Origin of the sequence: Acinetobacter sp. YH12120, from assembly GCF_013418795.1 — a bacterium.
Taxonomy (GTDB): domain Bacteria; phylum Pseudomonadota; class Gammaproteobacteria; order Pseudomonadales; family Moraxellaceae; genus Acinetobacter; species Acinetobacter towneri.
This window is the reverse complement of sequence record NZ_VPBI01000004.1, coordinates 61180-86591: the sequence shown is the minus strand read 5'-3', so window position 1 is coordinate 86591 and position 25412 is coordinate 61180. Positions and strand designations below refer to the sequence as shown.

The window sequence follows — 25412 nt, the reverse complement described above, 5'->3', positions numbered from 1 at the left end:
TTTTGATGGGCTTTTGGCGGCTAGGTAGTTGGAATATTGTGCAAAGCACAGCATTCCAAGGGGTTTTCGGGGAAAAAACGTAGTGTTAAGGCTGACCATAATGCGGTCTGTGAAACAATTATGTTCCACAGTATTGCATATTTGCGGTATATGTTATTAAATAGAGTGAAGGGCAGTATAGTGAACAATAAGTTCCGATCTGTCTTTTTTTGACTATAAAATATTGATTTTGGAAATATTATGAACACCTTTACTCACTGACAGCAATGTTAAGCCCTAGATTTTTTATCTGTTTTGGTCTTATTGGTGTGAGCGTAAATTTTGGAGGTGAATGATGAATAATAACTACTCTGCATTAGATATTTCAAACTTAATTATTACTTATGCTAATGAATTACCATCTAGAATTGGTAGTTTAACTCCAATTAAACTACAAAAAATTCTTTATTATGTATATGTGGATTGCCTTGTAAATCACAAAGTGAAACTTTTTGACACGCCTATAGAAAAGTGGAAATTTGGACCAGTAGTTAGTTCGGTATACCATAATTTTAAAAACCATGGTGTGCGACATATTGAAGAAGCACCACCTAGTTTTATGTTTGATGAGGGGGAGAATGGTTTTGTTTTTGAGGAAATACCATTCGTAAGTGATTCAATTGCTTTGGATGCTAAAATCAAGCAAGCAATAAGAGATAAAGTTGCTGAACTTATTGATGAAGATCCTTTTGTGTTGGTTGAAAGAACACATAGAGAGGATCCATGGAAAAAAGATGCTCCGAGTATTCTTCGAGGGGACAGAGGTTTAATCTATTCCGACCAAGAGCTTATTAATTATTTTTCCAGTAAAGCAGAAAATTCATAAACATGATTGATGGTAATGAGCTTCTAAGAAGATTTCTTAAAGCTGCAATTGAGAAACCTTCTGATGAAGCTCTAATTGATGAGTTAATTAAAGCTTTTTATGGAGTTCTGCATTTTTATAAATGTTTACAAGGACATCCAATCCCGTACCATGATATTACTCAGTTTATTTATAACTATAAAACAGAGATACGGATTGAAGATATTAATATCGTATTGGATGCTATCGAATTAAAACTAGAAAAATTAGATACTGAAAGAAATGATATTACAATTTGCTTTAGAAAATTTAGAAGAAATATTTCGCTGGCTGTAACACAAAAGTATTATATTCAAAAAGTTGCAAATGATGCATTGAACAGGGCAGAAGAAGCTGAACAAATAGCAAAAAAAGCGACTAACATGTCAACTCAAGCAAATGAAACTCTACAACACGCAAAACAATCAGCAAAAAGAGCCGAAGATGTAGCAAGTAGGGCACAATTGTTGGCGAATGAGGCTAACGAACAAATCAAAGAAACAAAGAAAACATCAGAATCTATGATGATTAACTACGTGACTATCTTGGGTATCTTTGCGACCATTATTATTACCGTATTTGGCGGCATCAACATTATTGGATCAACAGTTAAACTGTTAGAAGGAAATAGTAAGCTAGCATATTTAGTTTTTGTTGTTTCATTTTTAATGATCTGCTTGCTTGTATTGATTCGGACTTTAACTTCATGGATTAGTTCACTAAATAACTTCAAAGAGGATAAGGTTATAGTTAGTAGCCCTAAGAGTTTTTTTAAGAAATCAATTTTTTGGTTTATCGTAATTGTTGTACTTTCTGGTTTAGTGGTTATTTTCAACCAAGTAAATAAACCAGAACCTAAAGAGGAGACAACTAATTCTCATAATAAAAGCAATGTTGTATTAATGAATGTTGAAAATTTAAATCAAAAATAACTGTATTTTAAATTAAACTCGTTATAAAAGTTTTATTGTAATTCTTTAGCTAGTTTTTCTATTGATGTGGCAGCTGCATTGTATGCGGTTTCTATAAAATCCTCAGGTTCACACCATATACCTTCGGCACCATATTTAACCAAATTATACTTTTTCATTGGATTACTTTCCGCAAGACAGTTCTGGAAACTTAAAAGCTTATTAACATTTTTTAAAATAACGTCATCTCGATTGGATGTTATACCTTCCAATGTCTGCATACTATGAATTTGTGTTTTTAACTTATTCAACTCTTCAATAATTTTCACTTGGTTTAATATATCATTATTAGATAGCTCACTTAAATATGGGTCATAGCCACCAGATTGCTCAAGTGAGTACAGATACTCTGAACTTCTTTTATGCTGATCATGAAAATAATCCAATACATCATTGATAGCCACAAGGCTGTTATTTAACTCATGATGAAATTGAATTATTAAAGACTGTATTTTAATTTCTTTTTGGCTTTTATGGTTTAAAAATGCTAGTAATATAATGACAAAAAGGTTTGCTATTGCTGCAATAGCTTGTATGGCATCACTGTTAATACTTGGATCGACCACGTAATAAAAACCCCTAAATGAAAAATAAAATTATTAAAATGTGGATAAATACTAATCCAATCGATTTGCAATCTCGCTTGCAGTTGCATTGTAGTAAACCATGAGGCTGCGTAAATCCTTGTGGCCAATCATTCTAGCCAAGTCCAAAACTTCAAGTTTTCTAGCAAGTCTGGTGCATGCCTCATGTCTTGAGTCGTGAAAATGCAAATCCTCAATTTCACACTTATCTCTTAACTTTCGCCAAAGCGTATCAAAACTAGCATCTTTCACAGTAAATACGTTATGGCCATCTACTCCCTTCATTAACTCAAGTAGTTCAACAGCACGCCTAGAAAGTGGAACGTGTCGCTTTGTACCATTCTTTGTTTCATCAAGCGTGACATACCTATCTTTTAAATACACTCGATCCCAAGTTAGTCCACGAATTTCACCAGCTCGCATAGCTGTTTCAAGCGCAAGCAAAAAGGCAATTATAATCTGCTGAGTAAAGTTTTCAGGTGTCTGATTACTGAAGTCAGCCGCAAGGCAAAGCCGATCAATTTCATCTTCTGTGATTCGTCTATCACGATGCGCAGGCGGTGGTGGCATCTTTAAATCACTCATTGGTGACTCATAGACCCATTTCCATTCTGTGCGTGCTACTGTAAACAAAGCTGACAGTATATTTCCCTCGCGTCTAACCGATGCAGGCTTGACTGTTTTTAGCCTGGTGTCACGCCACACCACAAAGTCATCTGTAGTAATTTTGGCAATGTGCTTTTTGCATAGCTTAGGGAAGTTTTTTTGAAATGCCTTGAATCTCTTAATTTCAGAATCGCAGCCTTTGTGCTTTGGGCACACTTCCGCAATGTATCTTTCAATTGCGCAATTTAATGTATAATCAGGTAGCTTTCCGCGTGATAACTCTCTTAATTCAGTTTCACGTTTTGATGCCCATGCGCGAGCTTGAGTCTTAGTGTCGAATGTCGCACTTTCCCGAGTACCATTCACACTAATCTCAGCCCGCCAAGCATCACCCCTTTGTCTAAAGGTGGCCATAATTTTCTCTCAATAAGTCTTGGCGTAATTTTGGCGTAATCGATTTATAAGGAATGATAGGGAATAATAAGGAAACATGAAACTATAGAGTTAAATAGCAGTGCCTAAAACTATAATAATAAAGTAAAAATAAGGAATAGTAGGGAATAGTAAGAAAACCTTAAATTTCGGAAAGTGCCCGCTGAGCGCACCATTTTCCTGTTTGATCACATCCGACTTAATCCTAATATTATTAAAAATTAATAACTTATATCTATCTATTGTCCGATAATGTCCGAAGGCGTTTTAGGATATCGCAAGTTTTTACGGTATTTTTTACGGTACATCCTGTTTTTTGAAAAAATATACCGTAAAAAAATGCCAAAAGTTATTCTCAGTCTTTCTGACTCTAAAATTAAATCAGCAATATCAACGCATAAGAAGTCATTAGATAGAAATATCAAACTATCTGATGGTGGAGGTCTTTACTTACTTTTAGATAAAAAAGGTGGTGCATATTGGCGCTTTGATTATGTTCGGCCTATAACAAAGAAAAGAGCCACTATAGCTATTGGTGTATATCCAGTTTGTTCATTGGCGACAGCTCGGGCTAAACGAAATGAATTCAGAGAACAGCTTGCTCAGAATATTGATCCTTCCATTCAGAAAAAGAGAGAGCGTGAGTCATCTCAATGTAAAAAAAATTCTTTTAAAGCGATCGCAGATGAATACCGCAAAACTGAAGAGTTAGAGCCTAGTACGCAGCGTAGAAATCAGTTTGTTTGGGATAAGCTGTATTCGGCAATTGGTGATAAGCTCATTACTGACATCACACCTACGCAAATTTTAGAAGTTTGCCGCATTTACGAGAAGCAGGGTAAGACAGATTCAGCAAAGCGCATGAGAAGCAAAGCATCCCAAGTCTTTCGTTATGCGATTGCTTTAGGGTTATGTCAATTTAATGTGGCAGACCAAATTAGTGGGATCTTAAAAGTTGGTAAAACCAAGCATAGATCTGCGATCACAGATGAGCAGAAGCTAGGACAGTTATTGAGTAATATTAATAATAGTGTTGGCCGTGGTGACATTGCGATAGATTATGCTGTAAAAATTTTACCCCATGTTTTTGTACGCCCAGGAGAATTGAGAGGAGCCAAGTGGGCAGACATTGATTTTGAAAATCGGGTTTGGAAATACACTCCTCCTAAAACGAAGAATCAGACCGCATTACAGCATATTGTTCCTCTGTCAGATCAGGTTATCACCTTGTTTAAAGAATTACACCAAATAACAGGTTATACGGAGTATTGCTTTGTGTCGATGCGGGATCAGTCCAAAACGATTAGCGAATCGACGATTAACAAACGATTGAAACAATATGGTTTTGAAAATGGTGAGACGACAGGTCATGGCTTTAGAGCGACTGCGAGAACACTCTTGGATGAGGTTCTAAAATTTCCAATTGAGCGGATTGAACAGCAATTGGCTCATCAGGTTCGTGATATGCATGGAAGAGCATACAACCGTACAAAATATTTAGAAGAACGTACGGTGATGATGCAATCATGGTCTGACTATTTAGATCGGTTGATGCATAAGACTATGGATTGATTAGTAAGCTTGCACCTGTGCGACAAAAACAACATTCATGCTGCTTATAACCGAGCACAGTATTGGGATGAACGAGTAATGATTATGGAGTGGTATGGGGGGAAGGTGCAGGAATGGATGAGGTAAGTCACTCAGTATATGTAAAAAAACCACGCCTGATGGCGTGGTTTTTTATACCTAACATTTCTGTATTGCTTAATTATTAGTATATTAATAAATATATTTATTGCTTATTTGCTATGTGTGAAAAATGATTTAATTTGCTTAAAATACATGTGATAAACCTGTTTTAAAGTGTTTTTATAATTTATATTATCAACAACTTAGATTATTTAAATGGTTATATTTATAGTATGAAGCTTTCAAATTACAATAAATTATTAGGTTACATGTATTCTAAATCTATGAAGGATACGTTCTCCTCTCAAGAACCCAAGGCAGGTTGTGCATATAAAGAAACAATTAATTTATTGGTAAATATTTTGCAGTGGTGTGAACAGATCGAAACGGAGTTTCGGCACTTACATTGCGGTGAGCAAACGAATCAAGTAGGCCGATATAGAAGTCAGCAGCTTCTATTGGGTATAGGAAAAGCGCTAGATCAACTTTATGTAATGCCTAACTTTGATCAGCTACAAATGGGTCTAAAAAATAAAAGACTAACTGAATTCGGTCGAATCTTTGATAGTTTTGTCCATAGGACTGCTAAATCAACAAATCTAAAACAGCAGCAACATTTCCTGAGGCAGGAACAATTCAGACAATTTTATGCTGGGAGTTGGCAGAATGATTTCTTGAAAATATGGTATGAACATTACATTGATAATTTAAGACGATATGGCATACCAGCTGAAAAATTCTCAGAAACGAAAAGTTTAATACTAAGTGATTTAGACGAGCTGCTTAAGATAGGTAAAAAATTACATGTTTTAAGTACTGTAATTCGAATTGATAGCAATAATGCAGATGATGAAATTGCAAAACTTCATAGCAAGAGATATGAGCTTTTAGGGCAGATCTCAGTTGAGGGGTTATTACGTAGTTATTATATTTGCTTGAATGGTCACAATAATGGCTTAGACTACTTCTGTATATGGGTATTTGAAACAACATCTGATTACACGGAACATAGAACAATAAGTGAGATCAAAACACAGTGCCATGAGCTTCTAAAATCATATGACTTGAATATTGATGTCAGTATTATGAATTGGAATGATAACTTTAATTCAAGTAGTGAAGTCTTCAATAAGCAATTTAATCTATGCCTTTACGATGAAAAGAATAAAGCTATATTCATTGAGAATTGTTTAGATTTTCTTGTAAGATTGGATCAGGACTTTATGTTCAAGTCTACAAATGATGACATTATTGGGCGGGAAAATCACGAAATTAATTTTAATGAAAACGTGCATATCATTATACAAAAGTTCAAAAAGCACCCTAACCCACATCGTGTATTAGGTGATTTAACTCAATATACTTTATTCGACTTGTGTTGGGTACAAAATCATTTAGATGCTTATAGCAAAAACTATTTGAAGAATATTATTTTGCAATATCAAGAAAATTTGTCATCTTACGCAACATTTAAGTTGACGGAAGCAGAACTTAAGCTTCTAGAAAAAATTGAAATTTTTATGCTATCGGTCAAATATTCGCGATCCTTGCAGCCTAATGAAATGCGAGCGCAGCAAATAGTTGAAAGAACTCTGTTTCAATTTGTAGATTTGCTCATGCAACATGATTCTATTATTACGCTGGGAACTCGAATTGGGGGCGTTTATCGATCAAGGCTATTGCATTATTTTTTCGGGCAGTTCAGAAAATATGACTATCAGGATTTTTTGTCATTTCCTTTTGATCATACACGAGCTAATTTTTATAAATCTAAGATTGAAGACTTTAAGTACTATGGGGGACTATTTCAATCAATATATAGTCCCACAGCTATTACGTTAGGGCAAAATAAGCACATAAATATTCCAAGGCATGAGCAACGAGTCGAGAAAATCCAAAATTATTTGAGAGGGGCTTTTAAGCGCGATTGCGTTTTAATTAGATGCTCACTTAGCTGTGAGATGAAGAACGGCTTTATGAAACAAAAAGGGCTAAGTTCTGCTTTATATCAGATGTTGCATGCGGGAAAACGGAGAGCACCATTATCTAAGCTTAGGGCGTATGTAGGGGCATGGGTTGAAAATGATACAAGCCAAATGTCAGATAAAAGACGATTCTTTGCCGATATTGTTTTTGTATTTGATCGTGAAGTACTGAATAATTATTCTAATTTAGCGGATGTCGTTAGTGAAAGATGGCAGGAAACGCTCAAGAAGGCTAGTGAGGCATTTCAACCGCCATTAGATTTAAAGGCTTCGTGCCGAGTTAAAAAAATATTTAATTCTGTAGAAGGGTTGGCATATCAAGAGTTGCTAGTAGAATCAATTGATAAACCACTAAAAAATAGTATTATCAATAACTTGGTTCCTTACATAGTATATAAGGATCTGTTAGATAATACATTTTATTCAGATACTCCTAAATGGCTTATCAGAGGTACGTTACCTCGTAAAAAAAAGCGAAAGCCTAGCACTAAATCAAATAAAGCTGATGCTTGATATTCACCGCATAACTTTTTCAAAAGTAGGCTCTGTCGATTATGCTTGTGGATCAATAGAGCTTCAAATATTGTGAAAAAAATTGAAAATATTGGTTGAACATGTTGTTTAGCTAACAAATATTCAAATTTGTAATGGCAGGTTATTAATATTATTAAATATATATCATATAGAGATTAATACTCTTACTACTCATAAGCTTATAGCATTAAGTACAATCTAACTAAAATTTATATTTATACAGTTTACCCATGTCATATGGAGCTATTTCCATATTGAGTATTAAACATGAGTAAATCAATTAACGAGTCTAAATTAACAATTCAACTAGAAGTTGTAACTGAGCTTTGGATTAGAGCAGAGAATCAACCTCTAGATTTCTACGAGGAGTTTGCAGAGTTAGTAATACAGTTTGATGAGATTTATCGTACAGGCTCTCAGTACTTTGGTTATATCAATGCATGGTGTGATTGGTTAGATGAGCATGATATTGATGATTTAGATTTTGATGAAGTCGTCGATGAGTTGAAATGTGAATCATTTGATTACTATCAAGATTACTTTAAGGGGTATCAGAGTAGACAGCTGAAAGATCTCCGTAGGCATCGTGAGAACGAAAAACGTAATCTAGAATCTTTATCGAAAAAATTAGGTAGAGCTCTTAGTCGGTATTCAAAGTCAGAAGTAGTGAGAATAGATATTGCATATTTGCAGAGCTGTCACAGTATCGTCGATATCCAAATGTTCTACCAAGATTTAGAGGAATTGCGTAAAGCGATATCTAAGCGTAAAGATCCGTTTCATGACTTAGTAGATTTTGCATGGGCTTTAGAGCAGGGTGAAACCAAAGGTTATCATTGCCATTTGCTGTTGATCTTTAATGGACATCAACGTCAAAAAGGATGGGCTATAGCGGATAAGGTCGGGAAGTTGTGGAAGCAGATTACTAATGATGAGGGTTGTTATTTCAACTGTCATGATCCAGAGCAAATAGCCAAGTATAGAGAGCTTGGTATTCTTGGTATCGGTAGAATACATCGGGATAATCCAGTGGAAGTTCGTAACCTTCGTAATGCAGGTGCTTATCTAGTAAACCCTGAGAAAGAAGCCCAACATTTAAGAGTGAAGCTCAGTCCAAAAATGCGGACATTCCAATGATTTGAAAAAAATCTCAGATATACATCATCTAGATGAAAACGAGTTTTTTAACTTTGCAAGGCTTGCCAATCGGTAAGCCTTTGTCATTTCTGGAGATGTATATTATGAGTTTAATTTGTCCTTACTGCCTATCTGATCAAGTCATCCAAGTGGTGAATCAACAAGTGAATGGTTCTGATTCTACAGGTCTAGCCGCATCTGCATCGTTTGCCACCATCGGTGCATCCATTTCAAAGGGTTTGCCACTGCCTGTATCTCCATTCATTGGTGGTATTGCAGGTGCAGTCATTGGTGGCCTATTTAGTAGCATGTTTGATGAGTCGAAAAAGCCGATCACCCTGACCTACTATCACTGCAATCACTGTCAGCAGAATTTTCGTTGAATCATCATAGGAGATAAGAACGATGGCACATCAAATCGAACAAATCGCCTATGTTGGCGAAACCCCTTGGCATGGCTTAGGGAATCAACTCAGTCCTAATCAACCCCTTGAAGTTTGGGCACAACAAGCAGGGATGGATTGGCGTATCGAATCATCTGATGTTAGTTACATGGCTCAGAATGAACGTGGTCAAAGCATCATCATGCCGTTTGAAGAACAGCGTGTCCTGTATCGCTCAGATACACATGCACCCTTATCTGTGGTCAGTCAGCGTTATCAGGAAGTACAACCGAAAGAGATTTTGGAGTTCTACCGTGATCTGACAGAACAATCAGGCTTTGAGCTTGAAACTGCAGGCGTGTTGAAAGGCGGTAAGAAGTTCTGGGCTTTAGCACGTACAGGACAAAGCACAGCATTGAAGGGCAAGGATGTTAGCAATGGTTATATTCTGCTGGCTTCTGCGTGTGATGGCACTTTAGCAACCACAGCACAATTTACGAGTATTCGAGTTGTGTGTAACAACACGCTTGCGATTGCTCTGAAAGGTGCAACTGCAAGTTCAGGCGTAGTGAAAGTACCGCATAGCACCAAGTTCGATGCAGAGAAAGTGAAACAGCAATTGGGTATTTCAGTGCGTGCATGGGATGAACACATGTATGAAATGAAACAGCTCTCGCAGCGTAAAGTCAGTCAACAGGAAGCGAAGGCTTACTTTCATGCTGTATTCAACAATAGCACCATGTCAATTTCTGATCCTGAAGAGAACATCATTCAGTTCTACCGTCAGGTGGCAAGTAACCCACCACAGCAAAATAAAACTGAACCAAATGGAAGAGCTATGACCAAAGCACTCGACATGTTTAATGGTCAGGGGCGTGGAGCGGATCTTTCATCTGCTAAAGGTACGGCTTATGGCTTACTGTGTTCGATCACGGAATTTGTTGATCATGAACGTCGTGCCATGAGTACAGATCATCGTCTCGATTCAGCATGGTTTGGTGCAGGCGCAGGTCTTAAACAACGTGGACTCGAACAGGCTTTATCTTTGATAGCCTAAGCTCAGGTAAACCTAACCCCGCAAGTCTCAACAATCGCTGAGTACAGCACACACGTAACTCGCTTCTCTCAACTTACAATCAACAATCTGAATCAGCATGCATATCGCCATACCCGACCTCGTGTCGGGTATGGCTTTTTTATGCGTTTCTTATTTACAAAAACTGAAATTTATAAGGATAGAACCATGAATCAAATCGCACCGATTTCAAATCAATCTGTACAGGCAGGTGTGCAAACAGCATTAAACCCATTAACCACAACTAAGCGAGCAAGTGCTGCAAAACGCTTAGTCAGCACCAAAGATATGGCATATCAAGATTGGCTTGAAGTCCGTAAACAAGGCATTGGCAGTAGTGATGCAGCGACTGCATGTGGATTAAACCCATACATGTCGATGCTAGAACTGTGGCTGATTAAAACAGGTCGTCAAACTCAGTCCATTGAAGATGAAAGCACAGGTGTTGCACCACTGTATTGGGGTAAGCAACTTGAACCATTGGTGGCTGAGTATTACAGCATGCACACCAACAATAAGGTACGTCGAGTCAATGCCGTGTTACAGCACCCTGATCCTGATAAGCATTTCATGTTGGCAAACTTAGATTACTCTGTTGTAGGGAGTGATGAAGTTCAGATCCTTGAATGTAAAACGGCAGGGGAACATGGGGCGAAGCTGTGGCGTGATGGTGTGCCACTCTATGTACTTTGTCAGGTACAGCACCAATTGGCAGTGACAGGAAAACAGGCAGCCCATGTGTGTGTATTGCTTTGTGGGCATGAAACCAAAATCTTTAAAGTCACTCGTTCTGAATCTGTAATTGAACACATCATTAATGCAGAACGTTATTTCTGGGAATGTGTGGAAAAGGATACACCGCCTTCAGTGGATGCAAGTGAATCGGCAGCCAAAGCCATTCAGCAGTTGTATCCAAGTCATGTCCCACTGACCATTGAAGATCTATCGCAGAATGAAACAGCCAACCTCATGTTCGATAAGCTGATCAAACTCAAAGAAGAGATTCAGCATAAGCAAGAACGCTTCGATGAGCTGAAGCATCAAATCCAAATGATGATGAAGGATGCAGAGCGTGCCACGTTTAGTCGTGGTTCGGTGGTTTGGAAGAAAGCCAATGACAGTATCAGCTTAGATACTAAAGCTCTACTCAAACATCAGCCTGATCTCATTGAACAATATCCACTAAAAAGACAGGGCAGTCGTCGCTTCAATATCTATACCGATTAAGCCCATTTTATTCACCTCATCAAAAATGCACAAAAATCGCTCCCCGCTCTCTACATCATGTGTAGAGAGCAAATCGGTCGCGATCTTTGTAGCTAAAACTCAGCTTTTTAACATTTGGGTAACTTATTTGGTCCGTGTTCTGACCTACATAGAAGCACCCAAATCTGTAAGGAATTAAATATAGGAGTATCACCATGATCAAAGGTCTAGCGATCACACCGCCTACACTTGGACGTATCAGTATTGGTCGAGTCGTGGAAAAGAATGGCAAACGTCTACCTGAAAAAGATGACCAATTCACTATTACCTCACAAATTCAAAATAAAGATGGATGGGTTAAACATCCCTTAGATGAACAGCTTCGAGCCAATGCACCGAATCAGAAACTCCGCTCGATCCCTGTCAGGATGATCTTTAATGATCCTGATTTGAATTTACGGGCAGAGTACACCTTATTTGATCGTCAGACTGGACGACCTATCTGTGTAGGAGATGGTCAAACTTGTCAGCGTTTAACCAACCAAGGCGTTGAACAGCACCCTTGTCCTTCACCTGATTTGTGTCCATTAGCTCAGGGCGGGCATTGCAAGCCCTATGGACGTTTGCACGTGAACTTAGATGAGTCGGATGAATTTGGCACATTCATTTTTAGAACCACAGGCTTTAACAGTATTCGGACTTTGGCAGCTCGTTTGAGCTATTACCATGCAGCATCGAATGGTTTGCTTTCGTGCTTGCCACTGCAACTGACATTACGAGGTAAAAGTACGACTCAAAGCTATCGTCAGCCTGTGTATTACGTGGATTTAACATTAAGAGAGGGTGTGGATTTACAGTCTGCGATTCACACCGCACGTGAAATTGATCAGCAAAGTAAGCAGGCAGGATTTAATCAAGAGGCGCTTGATCAGATGGCACGACAGGGCTTTGCTAATGCGAAGTTTGAAATGGATCTAGAGGAAGGATTGGATGTAGTAGAGGAGTTTTATCAGACAGAGGAGCAACAGCAGTCAGTTGTTCAAAATGAGTCTTTTAATATTCAACAGGGTTTAAAAGGCTCAGTGACTGCGTTGAATTGAATCGGACAGTGTAAAACCTTACGAGATTGCCGTATCTCATGAGCGAGTTGCTCGACATCATGAGATCGGAGTAAACACCATGAGTACATTTGTAGGACAAACATTCCAAATGAACCAACTGATTAGTATCAAGCAGGTCGTAGAGCTAGTTGGTGTTGGACGTTCCACCATCTATGAAATGATGGATGAGAATTCACCTTACTACGATCCGACTTTCCCAAAGAAAGTCAAAATCACCCAAAACCGTATCGGTTGGTCAGCTTATGAGATCCATCAATGGATTGAAAGTAAGTTAGCGGAACGAGAATAAGGGTAGCATCAGCTCCCTTATTTTTTTGTTTTTTAATAAAAAAAGTTTGATTTTTAGCATGGCATTTGGTCAGCCTAGACAAGGAGATCTGATAGCAAGATTTTAGGATGATCTGCAAGAAATTGAACAGTCCTCAGAGTTTTGGTTTGATTTGAGGCCACCATCAGTTTAAAACAGCTGACCATGATTTTAAGATAGCGGATCATTCGCGTTATGGTAGTATGTCGAAAAGCACAGGGATTGAAGAGTAGCTCAATAATTTATCCCTTATTTGCTGATACAATTCGTTTAGATTGCTTTTCGTATTATTAAAAAATGCGATGCGATTCAATGTTTTTAAGTTGATATACCCCCGTTTGATTAATTTCTATGCAAAAATTAAGTCCAGATAATTCCAATCATAATTACAAGTTCATGGCTGATATTTCAGAAAATGAAATGAGCCGCCAGCTCCCTGAAATTCTCGATATACTCTTAATTGATCGAACATTATCAACGCCTAGATCGAAGAAAAATATTATTTGGGCGAATGAAAATTACAATAGCTATGGTCAAAATTATGTTCCTTCTGCCCAAATTAAACCAGAACTCATTACGGGTGAAAAGGGAGGCATTATTAAACCACGTGCTTTAAAAACACGTGAGCTTCAGAAGTTGCGTACTAAGTCAAAAGCAGAAGTTTTTACGCCTTTATGGGTTGTTAAAAAGCAAAATGATGCGGTTGAGCAAAATTACTTAAACGATGATATTGAAACGTATGTGAAGCGCAAATGGTTAGAAATAGCTTGCGGTGAAGCCCCTTATATGGCTACACGTTATGACATGGAAACAGGGAGAGAAATTTCACTTCATGAGCGTGTAGGTTTTGTTGATCGTAAATTGCAACGAATTAATAGGGAAATAGATGATAAAGCAGAATGGCAGAGACTTGTTGAAGAAGCTTATAAATCGAGTTATGGGTTTGAGTGGAATGGAGACTCGCTGTTATTAGCGCGTGAAAATTTACTTTATACTTATAAAGATTACTATTTTTCTAAATGGGGGTATGAACCGACTTTAGGGTTATTAAAAAATGTCGCAGAAATAATTAGTTATAATATATTTCAAATGGATGGTCTAAAATATATTGTTCCTTTATCAGAGAAATTTGAGCTAATTAAGCAATTGAATCTCCCTCTTGGAGGAGAACAAGAAGAATGGATTAAGCATCCAGGTAAGCGTGTGAAGATTATGAATTGGGATAAACAAAAGATGGAATTTTTTGATAAGGGGGTAAAATGAAAGCAAATCTATCAGTGGAAATTAAAACAACTAAAACAGTTTATCCGCAAATCTATGCTTATATCACCCCTAACTACGCTAAAAATGAAGGATGGATAAAAATTGGTTATACGGAAAAACAAAATGTAGTTGACCGTATTAAACAACAAACTCAAACAGCTAGTCTGGATTACGAAGTTTTATGGAGTGAAGCTGCAAAATTTAATATTTCAGATGAATGGTTTAAAGATAAGCAATTTCATGCTTATCTGCGTACATTTAAAAAGATTGAACAGCGTGAGTCTACTGAATGGTTTTTTTATAATGGTTCACCAGGAAAGGCACTTGAAGATCTTAAAGACTTTAAAAATGGAAAATATGATCAAAGTTATCAAAAATTAACCTATAAATTGCGTGCAGAGCAGCAAGCAGCTGTTGAGCAAACTCTTGCTTATGCTAAAAATAATCCAAAAGGAGAATTTCTTTGGAATGCGAAGCCTCGTTTTGGCAAGACGCTAACTACGTATGATTTTGTGCATCAACTCGATGCTAAGAAAGTATTAATCGTTACGAATCGTCCCACAATTGCCAATTCATGGTTTGATGATTTTGAAGCTTTTATTGAATGGCAAACTGATTTTGCTTTTGTCTCAACAAGTGATTCTTTGAAAGATAGACCTGTATTGACTCGTGAAGAATTTCTTGCCCAAACAGCTAGTGGCAAGAAACGTATTATTACTTTTATTTCTTTGCAAGATTTAAAAGGGGCGATTTCATTTGGTGGGAGTTACGATAAATTATCATGGGTAAAAGATTACGAGTGGGATGTATTGGTTATTGATGAATCACATGAAGGTGTAGATACATTTAAAACGGATATCGCATTTGACAACATCAATCGTAATTTTACATTGCATCTCTCAGGCACACCATTTAAAGCAGTTGCCTCGGGTAAATTTACCGAGGAAGAAATCTATAACTGGACATATAGTGACGAGCAGCAAGCTAAGGCTCTATGGGATGATCCTGAGGAAAATAACCCATACGAAAAACTACCTCGCTTAAATTTGTTCTCGTACCAAATGAGTCAAATGATTAGCGATACAGTCAATAAAGGCGCTGATATCGATGGTCAGAATATAGATTTTGCATTTGATCTTAATGAGTTCTTTGAAACGGATGAAAAAGGTAAATTTGTTCATGAAGCTGATGTGAATAAATGGTTAGATTCACTTACTCGCAATGAAAAGTATCCATTTTCAACTAAAGCATTAAGAGATGAATTAAAACATACCTTTTGGTTGTTAAATCGGGTTGCAAGTGCTAAAGCTTTACAAAAGTTACTTAAGCAACATCCAGTCTTTGAGAACTACGAAATTATATTGGCTGCTGGTGATGGGCGTAATAGTGATGAGGATGACCAAACCATCAACCAAAATTCACTTCACCGTGTGCGTGAAGCAATCAAGACTAAAGAAAAAACGATCACCTTATCTGTTGGGCAATTAACCACAGGTGTAACTGTTCCAGAGTGGACAGCTGTACTTATGTTATCCAATATGAAATCACCTAGTTTATATATGCAAGCTGCATTTCGGGCACAAAATCCATGGACATATACAGTAGATGGAGAAGTAAGGCAAAAAGAAAATGCCTATGTATTTGACTTTGCGCCTGAACGTACTTTGATTATTTACGATGAGTTTGCAAATAATTTATCGAATCAAACCACGAATGGTGGTGGTACAAGTGATGATCGTAAGAATAACATCAAAATTTTACTCAACTTTTTCCCTGTTATTGCAGAAGATCATGCAGGGAAAATGGTTGAGTTAGATGTTGAGCAAGTTTTAACGATACCTAAAACTCTAAAAGCACAGGAGGTTGTTAAACGTGGCTTTATGTCTAATCTCCTATTCCAAAATGTGTCGGGTATTTTTGCTTCACATGAGGTACGAGAAATTTTAGAGCAACTCAATCCTGTAGATACAGGCAAGGTTATGCCACGTCAGACTGATGAACCTATTAATACACAAGATGTTCAAGTAGATGAAGAAGGTGATGTTGTTGTTTCACATGAAATCGTGGTTGCAAAAACGGAAGCACATTTTGGTGAAAAAGTGTATGCTGACGTTACAGCGAGTGTCGAAAATATTACCAATACGGCAAGTCCGAATTTAGCTAGCACAGTCGCAAATGCTTTTAAGGATAATGCACAAGATGCTGTCAAAGAACTTGCCAAAGAGCAGGGATTATCTGCAAAAGTTGCTGAAGCAGTGGTTCAACAATCAGCCAATGTTATTGCTCGTGAAGTTGAAGTTGTACAAAAACATGCAGAAATTAAGCTGAGAGAAGCGGAAGTTGAGTACGCCAAAGTAGTGTCTCAATCTCAAAATAATTTTGTGGAAGTCGAAGCAGCGAAAGCTGAATATGAGGAGAAAAAGCAACAAATCGAAGAAACATTTAAACAAGAGGTTCAACAAACTGTTGCAACCAAGACACAGGAATTAGCCCAACAAACAACACAGGTAATTCTTGAAAAAGCGGAAGAGAAAAAGAAAAACCATGTTGAAGATGATGTTCGTGCTCGTTTACGTGGATTTGCTCGAACAATTCCTTCATTTTTAATGGCGTATGGAGAGGAGAGCACGACCTTAGAAAATTTTGATAGTACTATCCAAGACAAGGTATTTAAAGAAGTAACAGGAATTACTCTAGAGCAGTTTAGAACCTTAAGGGATACATATCAGTTCTTTGATGCCATGGTGTTTAATCATTCGATACAAGAGTTTTTAAAAAAACGTCGTGAACTCGCAAATTATTTTGATGAAACGCAAACCGAAGATATTTTTGACTATATCCCACCACAAAAGAACAACCAAATTTTTACACCTAAAAAGGTGGTGAAAATGATGGTGGATCAATTGCAGGCAGAATCTCCAAATTTATTTAAAAGTTCTGAAAAAACCTTTGCTGATTTGTATGTGAAATCAGGTTTATATTTAACAGAAATTGTAAAACGATTGTATGTGGGGTTGGAGGATGAAATTCCAAATCCACAGCAACGTTTAAAGCATATCTTGGAAAACCAAATTTATGGTTTTGCCCCAACTGAGATTATTTACCGTATTGCTCGTAACTTTATCTTTGGTTTTGATGAACAGGCTAAAAATATTAATGATTCACATATTGTTTGTTTAGACACGACACCTTTTGCAAAAGGGGAAGGTGATTTTGCAGCTAAATGTGATGAATTGTTTGGAGTGAAGAAATAATGAAATTTGATGTTGTTGTTGGAAATCCTCCATATCAGGAAGAATCTGTTGGTGATAATTTTAGTGATGGTTCAATTTATCATCATTTTTATGAGTTAGCTGAAAAAATTAGTAATAAATACTGTTTAATTTCTCCTGCTCGATTTCTATTTAAGGCTGGAAAGACGCCTGAGGAATGGAATAATAAAATGTTGAATGATAAACATTTAAAGGTTATTCATTTTGAGCAGATTTCTCAGAAAATTTTTCCAACTACGGAAATTAAAGGCGGGGTTGCTATCTTATACCGAGATAATAATTATGAGTTTGGAAAAATAGAAATATTTGTAAGTTCTGAAACATTAAGATCTATTATTAAAAAAGTTGTGGAAAGAATATTTGAAACAATTGACTCTATTGTTACGAATCGTGGTCAATACAGATATTCTGATTTAATATATAATCAATATCCCAACGAAATGGAAAGGACGTCAGACCGTAGGATTGCGCCAAGTGCTTTTGATAGATTTCCAGAATTTTTTACTATAAACAAGCCTTGTAATGAAATTGAGTATGTACAAATTTGTGGTCGTATATCAAATGAGCGTGCATACAGATGGTTTAGAAAAGATTTTTTAGTAGCGCCACAATCTTTTGAAAAATTTAAAGTAGTAATTCCTAAAGCAAGTGGTTCTGGTAAGTTGGGAGAAGTAATTAGTAATCCCTTTATAGGTGAGCCATATATTGGATTTACAGAAACTTTTATTTCTATTGGAAGTTTTGAGACAGAAATAGAAGCTATTAATACTCTAAAATATATAAAAACTAAATTTGCACGTACTATGTTGGGTGTTTTGAAAATTACTCAAAACATGTCAAAAGAAACATGGTCTAAGGTTCCTTTGCAAGATTTTACTGAAAACTCAGATATTGATTGGAATCAATCAATTCCTGAAATTGATCAACAGCTTTATGTGAAATATGGTCTTTCGCAAGATGAAATTGATTTTATTGAGACAAATGTAAAGCAAATGGAATAATTAATTTCAAAGCAGATTAATTTTCAATATCTTTTACTTAAATGGGTAGTATGGTATTCGGAATAATTTTTACAGGAATAGGTTACTAAAATTTCGCATAGTTATTTTTAGTATGATTTTAATTGTGTCGAATATTCACTGATTTGAAAAACCGATTAGACCAAAAGAATGGCTGTTACTTTTAATTGATTTAATTAATGAAGTTATAGAATATGTGAAGGGATAAGTAATTAAAACAGTGTTTTTTGATCCTGAGCAGTCTAAGCTAGTAAATTATCAGCGAATTAAAAATAAATAGAGAAGACTATGGCATTAGCCATAGTCTTCTCTATTGTGTGGGTAATATTGGGTAAGATTCTAAAGTTTAAATTTTTTTAACAACTAGATTTCATTAAAAAATTTGGGTGAGTTCAATTGCCACCACCTCAGGGATAGAGCAGATCTTCTGTAATTAATTTTCTAAGAATTTCTAGAGCATGTGCATCACGATGACTAAGAGTATTTTCTTCATAATTTAATAATTTTAGATCTTTATCTAAATGGTAAGCGCATTTATCGTAACCTGTACGATCTAGGTTGAATACAGAAAGTAAGGTTTGATCTTCTAAAAGATAGAGAGAGTAGTATTCAGAGAGTGAATAAATTTCTTTTTGATAAAAGACTAAAATAGGTGTATCAGGTCCCTCATCTATAACATCACCTGAGTTATCCCAACGTTGACTCCAAGTTTCAAAGTACTTAACCTTATTATTTTTATAGCTATCAGTGAAGCCATAACATTCCACATACTCTAATGAAAATAATTGTTTCAGGATAATGAAGCGATCGACTATTTCAGCTGTTTTAGTGTCGTAGTTAGGATATTGAGTAATATTAGGAATGTAATATTTATCAATTAAACCCGATGGATACGATGCGTACTCTGATTGAATAATTTTTGTGGATTTGTTGTAATGTATAAGTTTTCTTGGATCTTTATTTAAACAAATTTTTTGCTTTTCATCTTCATAGAGTAGTTCATATTTGTCTAAATTTTGAGAAGAATCTATATTTGAGGGGGAAACAACATCTGTAGTACTATTACTAGTGTTAGTAATAGTATAGATAATATAAATAATAATAGCGATAAAAATAATAAAAAACAAAGTTCACCCATAATATTTAGATTTATCAACCATTTATATACTAAAATAATTTATTTTTCAATTTAAAAAGTATATGGGGATCACTCATTATTATAGAAATGAGTAATCCCCATATGCTTTCAGATGTATTTTACAGAAATGGGAATACTATGATCCATTGATCAGTGTGATCCTAGCCAAAATAATGGACAGCACGTCCCTCTAAAGATAACGTAACTTTAATCTTTGGAGATTCAAGAAATGGCTAAACGTTTTAGTCCTGAATTTAAACAGCAAGCAATTGATTATGCACTTTCAAACTCGCACGAATCTTTAGCTGCAATCGCCCAGAAATTAGGTGTTGGTTATTCAACATTGGATAAATGGATTCGTGAAATCAATCCGGCGGGTTCAAGCAAACGCCAACTTTCACCAGAACAACAGCGGATTTTAGAATTAGAGAAAGAAGTCAAACAGCTCAGGGAAGCCAATGACATCTTAAAAAAAGCGCATGTGTACTTTCTGACAGATCATGCCAAGAAAAGTACACGGTAATTCAAGATCTGGATGTGAATGAAGTCACTGTATCTTCTGCCTGTAAATGCCTGGGTGTCAGCACTTCAGGCTATTATGCCTGGCGAAAACGCCAGGCCAATCCAGCGCAGAAATATAATGATTTAAAAGCCGTATATTGGCAGCATCATGCACGATTGGGTGCACCTTCATTGGTACATGACATGCATGATTTAGGGTACACCATGAGCGAACGAACCGTTGGAAGAATGCTAAAAAAACTTGGTCTACGGAGCAAGATTGCACGTAAATACAAGCATACGACTGATTCAACCCATCGTTTGCCTACAGCACCAAACTTGTTAGATCGCCAATTTACAGTCATGCAGCCTAACAAGGTTTGGACAACGGATATTACCTATATCCGTACTAAGCAAGGTTGGCTGTATTTATGTGTGATGCTGGATCTATTTAGTCGTCGTATCGTGGGATGGCAAACCAGCCATCGAATAGACCGCCAATTGGTGTGTGATGCGTTTCATTATTCAATGGCTCGTCAGGGCTATCCAACAGGTGTTATGGTTCATTCGGACCAAGGCAGTCAGTATTGTAGTCGTGATTTTAGAGCACTCTTGCTGACAAATGATTGTATTCAAAGTATGTCTAGACGCGGCCTTGCGCAGTATACTGCTCATGGGATAATGCCGTGACTGAAAGCTTCTTTCATACATTGAAAGGCCATGTGGTGCATGGCAGTGTGTTTGTCACTCGAAAAGAGGCGAATGCGGTCTTGTTTGACTATATTGAGATTTATTACAATCGGGTCAGAAGGCATTCTGCAAACGGTTGGTTAAGTCCAGAAGCCTTTGAACAGAAATATATTAAAAGTTTAGAGGGATCGATTGTCCACGATACTGTCTAGGATCAGTGTGCTGTGTAAACTCTCTATAAGGTTGGCGGTGCCAATTTAGATTGCATTGGTAGAATGTAATAAAAATTACTTTTGAAAGAAGTGTTTTAAATATTAGAATATAATTTAAAAATATTGATCAATTGTGATGTTTAAGATGAATTGGCAAGAAATTAGTCAAATTAGAAAGAATGGTGATTATCTACGAGCTAGAGATTTAGCAAGAGTAGAATTGCAGAAATTCCCAAATTCTCTTCAACTCAAAAGCCAAATTGAGTGGACGTATTATTCTGAAATAAAAGAAATTACCACTAAATTAAAACAGTCTGAGCCTGTGGATCAAAGACTTGTACAACAATTAATAAAAACATATGAAGATTATATTAAAGGGGAAACGCGTCGCCCAGAAATGGCATTTTCAATGATTTTGCAATTGATCAGTCCATATGCAATACATTTTCCTGATTTTTATAATTATGTACATTGGTTTGGCAAAACTGCATTGAGGGCAGAAGATTGGGAAGTTACTACTTATGTAGATAAGCAAGGTAAAGAGCGTCGCAACCTTCCTATAGCTTATGAAGTAGCTAGAGGTCTATGTAAGTGGGCGAAAAATACTCAAGATTTAAAGAAGGAACAAGCAGATTTTTGCTTGGAGTGGGCTAATCAGGCGCGATCTAGATTATCAGATGAGGATGCCATTTGGTTAGATTGGGATGCTGTCGCTGTCTTAAGACGTATGGAAAATTATGAAAATGCAAGTCAAGTTCTATCATCTGTTCTAAAGTTGAAAAAATCTGAATTTTGGGTATGGGCTGAAGCTGCTAGGATCTATCAATTTGATCAGAAAGATTTAGCTTTAGCATGTTTTTGTAAAGCTATGCTTTGTAAAACAGAAGAAAAATTTTTAGTTACTACTCATCTTGATTTTGCCAAACTTTTAATTAGTCTTGAGATGTTTGATGAAGCTAGTTTTGAAATCAATCAATCAATTAAAATTAGAAATGAGAATCAATGGAAATTACCGGAAGAGTTAAATCGTTTAACACAAAACAATTGGTTTGATCCTAATAAGAATGACTTAAAGGCAGCTAAAGAATTTTATGAAGAGCATGCATCAGATGCCTTATCTTTATGTTTTGATGAAATTAGGAAAGTTTCAGCAACATATCTAGGTCAGTTAAAAATAAAAAGAGATGGTAAAAAGCCGAAAGAGTTTGCCAAATTTTCTATTAAAAAAGGTAATAATTTTGAGTCATTACTTGCTAATGGTTTTAATCATCTCAAAATGAAGAGAGGTGCTCCAGCATTGGTTACTTTAGGTATTCAAGAAGACTCCAATCAGAATTTAGTCGTAAACGTTGTTGAGCGAATGGATGGGTGTGAATGGGAGTGTACTCACCAGCAGTTTGGTATCATTAGTTATATCAGTGATGATTATGAGAATGTGAAAGTTTTTCTTAATAAAGACAAAGAATTGAAGTTAGATCCAAATATATTAAGGGGCTTAAAAGATCAGATATCGATAGGCTCTAAATTGAAATGCTTTTCGACACTTAATGCAAAATCTCAGCGGATTGAAATTTCACATGTGGAATGGGCTAGTAGTGCAAAAATTACTGATGTGAAGGAAGAAAAAGGGGAGTTGCGTAAAAATCCAAAAGGATTTGGTTTTGTTAACGATATCTTTATATCACCAAATCTTATCAAGGATACCGAAGATAAAGCACTCATCCATGTACAGGCTATCTTTAGTAAGCAAAAAGATAAAGATACTTATAGTTGGAAAGCAATATCAATTTCATAAAAAAGCCACTCGGATAGAGTGGCTTTTTTTATTTAAATATATTTTATAGCTTTAGAGTTTTTAGGAATTTCTTTGGTTTCATTAATCTCGGGGAATCTGATCTGAAAGTAAGACTCATTCGAGGAGGTGATAAAACCTATACCCCATAATGGATGTTGTACTGAATTTTGATGTATGGCAGAACCATCTGATACATCTGATACATCTGATACATCTGATACATCTGATACATCTGATACATCTGATACATCTGATACATCTGATACATCTGATACATCTGATACATCTGATACATCTGATACATCTGATACATCTAGTATGTTATTAGTTGAGTTTTTCTCTAAGCTGAAATTGGCCGCTGCTACGTCACCTGTAGAAAATTGATAGTTTTTACTGATAGTTCTTTCTTTAACAGGAGAATCACCAAATTGGATAATATAATTTGCATCAGTCACTGCCTTAATTGTTACTAGTCCAAATTTATGATGTTTGACTTGATCCCCAATATTTAATTCACTCTGAGCTATTACATCTCCTGATGACTGCGAGAACTCTTTAAGCAATGATTCGATAAATTTTTGCGGTAGAGGGTAGGGTTCATTTAATAAACTTCGATCAAAGTCAAACAAGAAACGTGAAGGGATTTTATTCGATCCTCTTTCAGTAAGACCTTCAGATTCAGTGATGTACAATAAGTCTTCAGCACGTGTAAAAGCAACATAAGCCAATCTGCGATCTTCTTCTAGTTTGATTCTATCTGAAAGAGATTTTGCATTTGGTAAAGATCCATCGTTAAAATGAGGTAAAAAGACAGCTTTAAACTCTAAGCCTTTGGAAGAATGGATGGTCATAATTTGGATTTCATCTTTCTCTTCATCTTCATCAGCTTCATGGGTATGCTCATTAAGAATATCGATGTATTCTGATAATGGCACATCCTGCTGCCTGCGAATTTCGAGTTGTAAAACTGAATCAATTAAATCTTCTACATTAATAATGCGTTGCTCGTTAGTACCTTCTCTTAAATAGTTGAGATATCCTGATGCTCTTAATACATCATGAATTAGGGTCGAAAGTTTTGTTGATGTTTTTTTACTGCGCATTAGTTCTATGACTTCAATATATTCTCTAGCTGAAGTTTTATTGAAATCAGGATCATTGGTCTGTTGTAAGTATTTAAGAGCTTCGTAATAACTACAAAGTTTTAGATCTGAGGTATGCTCAACTTTTTTAAGTAAGATTTCTCCTACACGTCTTTTGGGTTCTTTAATAGTTTTTAGAAATGAGTCATTGCAATCATTGTCTAACATTTTAATATAGGCAATTGCTGTTTGAATCTCTTTTTTCGCATAGAACTTTATACCATCAGCAATGGTATAGGGGAATCCAGCTTTAACAAAAGCACTTTCAATAGGTTTTTTTGAACGATGTGAACGGACGATAATAGCAATATTTTTCCATGAATATGGAATATTTTTATCTTTTGCTTGATATGTTTTTTCCTTAATGATTTTATTAATTTCATCAACAATAAATTGCATTTCTTGTTTATCTTTTTTGCAATGAAAATGTGTGACATCTTCACCTTTACCACGTTTGGGAATGCTCGATTTATCTATACGTATCTCATTTTTTGAAATGAGTTGATTTGAAACTTCAACAATTTGCTGAGTTGATCGATAATTCTCATAGAGTTGCAAATCTATGACATCAGGATAGTTTTTATTAAAATCTAAAAAAACAGAAATGTCTCCACCCTTGAACGAGTAAATAGACTGATCAGGATCACCTACGACAAAAAGATTTTGATGTTTACCAGCTAAATAAGAAATTAAGGTGTTTTCACGAGGACTGCTATCTTGAAACTCATCTACCATAATGTATTCAAGGCGAGTTTGCCATTTATCTAATACATAGGGGTCAGTTTCAAATAGGTGTAAAGTAAATTCTAGTAAATCAAAAAAGTCGTAATTCGCATACTCGACTTGTCGAGCTAAATAATGACCTAAAACACCTGAATAACGTGAGATTTCATCCGCTAGGTAGCGATAATTTGGTTGGGATAATAAATTGGTTAATTGATTATTAAAATTTAAGACATTTTCTGCATAAGTATAATTGCTTAATCCTGTCATTTTAGTGACATAAGAAAAATTTGATTTATATTCGAAGAGTGCTTTTTGTAACAGTTTTAGTTCACCATCTTTTATGGTGAGATTTAACTCTTTATAAATATCCCTAAAGGTTTTTTCTAATTTATTATCATCAATAATCTCAAATTCTTTTTTCAGGTGTAGGCGATGAGCATCTTCACGAATAACTTTGTAGCAAAAACCGTGATATGTACTAATTAAAGCACCTTCTAGATTGGTAGTACTGATATCTCTAATGCGCTTCTTCATCTCATCAGCAGCTTTACGAGTAAAAGTAATACATAAAATATTGTCAGGGCTTATACCATCAATGTCAGTGAGATAAAGATAGCGACTAACCAATGCACGAGTCTTACCTGAACCAGCTCCTGCAGTTAAGCGAATATACCCTTCAGTGGTTTCAACGGCTTTGCGCTGTGATTCATTAAGTTCATCTAAAAAGCTAGTATTCAT

18 protein-coding genes and 1 pseudogene are annotated in these 25412 nt (G+C 36.0%); 15 read left to right on the top strand and 4 right to left on the bottom strand.

Annotated features, from left to right (window positions below; all coding sequences use genetic code 11):
* Positions 1-334: 334 nt before the first annotated feature.
* Positions 335-865, top strand: coding sequence for a Panacea domain-containing protein (locus FTU58_RS04050; RefSeq protein ID WP_257222326.1), 531 nt, complete (start codon positions 335-337; stop codon positions 863-865).
* A 2-nt stretch (positions 866-867) separates the two neighbouring features.
* Positions 868-1815, top strand: coding sequence for a hypothetical protein (locus FTU58_RS04045; protein ID WP_180062083.1), 948 nt, complete (start codon positions 868-870; stop codon positions 1813-1815).
* A gap of 32 nt (positions 1816-1847) precedes the next feature.
* Here the strand turns inward: FTU58_RS04045 and FTU58_RS04040 are convergent, their stop codons facing one another.
* On the bottom strand, positions 1848-2420 hold the full coding sequence (locus FTU58_RS04040) for a hypothetical protein (RefSeq protein ID WP_180062082.1): 573 nt from the start codon (positions 2418-2420) through the stop codon (positions 1848-1850).
* A 51-nt stretch (positions 2421-2471) separates the two neighbouring features.
* On the bottom strand, positions 2472-3458 hold the full coding sequence (locus tag FTU58_RS04035) for a site-specific integrase (RefSeq protein ID WP_180062081.1): 987 nt from the start codon (positions 3456-3458) through the stop codon (positions 2472-2474).
* 357 nt (positions 3459-3815) lie between these two features.
* Here FTU58_RS04035 and FTU58_RS04030 point away from each other — a divergent pair, with 357 nt between their 5' ends.
* The 11 genes from FTU58_RS04030 to FTU58_RS03980 all read left to right on the top strand — a co-directional run bounded on the left by FTU58_RS04030 (position 3816) and on the right by FTU58_RS03980 (position 18452).
* On the top strand, positions 3816-5048 hold the full coding sequence (locus FTU58_RS04030; RefSeq protein ID WP_120367211.1) for an integrase arm-type DNA-binding domain-containing protein: 1233 nt from the start codon (positions 3816-3818) through the stop codon (positions 5046-5048).
* 353 nt (positions 5049-5401) lie between these two features.
* Positions 5402-7666 (top strand): hypothetical protein, encoded by a 2265-nt coding sequence (locus FTU58_RS04025; RefSeq protein ID WP_180062080.1) that lies wholly within the window; start codon positions 5402-5404, stop codon positions 7664-7666.
* A gap of 288 nt (positions 7667-7954) precedes the next feature.
* Positions 7955-8824 (top strand): inovirus-type Gp2 protein, encoded by an 870-nt coding sequence (locus tag FTU58_RS04020; protein ID WP_180062079.1) that lies wholly within the window; start codon positions 7955-7957, stop codon positions 8822-8824.
* Between the two features lie 104 nt (positions 8825-8928).
* Positions 8929-9207, top strand: a complete 279-nt coding sequence (locus FTU58_RS04015) for a hypothetical protein (RefSeq protein ID WP_179990634.1) — start codon at positions 8929-8931, stop codon at positions 9205-9207.
* Positions 9208-9229: 22 nt separating this feature from the next.
* A complete protein-coding gene (locus tag FTU58_RS04010; protein ID WP_179990636.1) occupies positions 9230-10264 on the top strand; it encodes a DUF932 domain-containing protein in 1035 nt (344 codons plus the stop codon).
* A gap of 186 nt (positions 10265-10450) precedes the next feature.
* The gene (locus FTU58_RS04005; protein WP_180062078.1) at positions 10451-11509 is read left to right on the top strand and encodes a YqaJ viral recombinase family protein; all 1059 of its coding nucleotides are present in this window, start codon (positions 10451-10453) and stop codon (positions 11507-11509) included.
* Between the two features lie 194 nt (positions 11510-11703).
* Positions 11704-12588: a hydrolase or metal-binding protein gene (locus FTU58_RS04000; protein ID WP_179989422.1), complete on the top strand. Its 885-nt coding sequence runs from the start codon at positions 11704-11706 to the stop codon at positions 12586-12588.
* A gap of 79 nt (positions 12589-12667) precedes the next feature.
* Positions 12668-12898 (top strand): AlpA family transcriptional regulator, encoded by a 231-nt coding sequence (locus FTU58_RS03995; protein WP_179989423.1) that lies wholly within the window; start codon positions 12668-12670, stop codon positions 12896-12898.
* Between the two features lie 369 nt (positions 12899-13267).
* A complete protein-coding gene (locus tag FTU58_RS03990) occupies positions 13268-14179 on the top strand; it encodes a restriction endonuclease (RefSeq protein ID WP_180062077.1) in 912 nt (303 codons plus the stop codon).
* A complete protein-coding gene (locus tag FTU58_RS03985) occupies positions 14176-17433 on the top strand; it encodes a DEAD/DEAH box helicase family protein (protein WP_180062076.1) in 3258 nt (1085 codons plus the stop codon). Before FTU58_RS03990 ends, FTU58_RS03985 begins: the two co-directional genes overlap by 4 nt.
* Positions 17433-18452: an Eco57I restriction-modification methylase domain-containing protein gene (locus FTU58_RS03980; protein ID WP_180062075.1), complete on the top strand. Its 1020-nt coding sequence runs from the start codon at positions 17433-17435 to the stop codon at positions 18450-18452. Before FTU58_RS03985 ends, FTU58_RS03980 begins: the two co-directional genes overlap by 1 nt.
* 425 nt (positions 18453-18877) lie before the next feature.
* Here FTU58_RS03980 and FTU58_RS03975 read toward each other — a convergent pair whose 3' ends face one another.
* Positions 18878-19597 carry a hypothetical protein gene (locus FTU58_RS03975; protein WP_180062074.1) on the bottom strand — a complete coding sequence of 240 codons (720 nt, stop codon included), beginning with the start codon at positions 19595-19597 and terminating at the stop codon, positions 18878-18880.
* Positions 19598-19837: 240 nt separating this feature from the next.
* On the opposite strand from FTU58_RS03975, the pseudogene FTU58_RS03970 reads away from it, so the two are divergent.
* Both FTU58_RS03970 and FTU58_RS03965 read left to right on the top strand, forming a co-directional pair.
* Positions 19838-21011 (top strand): annotated as a pseudogene (locus FTU58_RS03970) (IS3 family transposase).
* A 145-nt stretch (positions 21012-21156) separates the two neighbouring features.
* The gene (locus tag FTU58_RS03965; RefSeq protein ID WP_180062073.1) at positions 21157-22806 is read left to right on the top strand and encodes a hypothetical protein; all 1650 of its coding nucleotides are present in this window, start codon (positions 21157-21159) and stop codon (positions 22804-22806) included.
* A 32-nt stretch (positions 22807-22838) separates the two neighbouring features.
* Here the strand turns inward: FTU58_RS03965 and FTU58_RS03960 are convergent, their stop codons facing one another.
* The gene (locus FTU58_RS03960; RefSeq protein WP_180062072.1) at positions 22839-25412 is read right to left on the bottom strand and encodes an ATP-dependent helicase; all 2574 of its coding nucleotides are present in this window, start codon (positions 25410-25412) and stop codon (positions 22839-22841) included.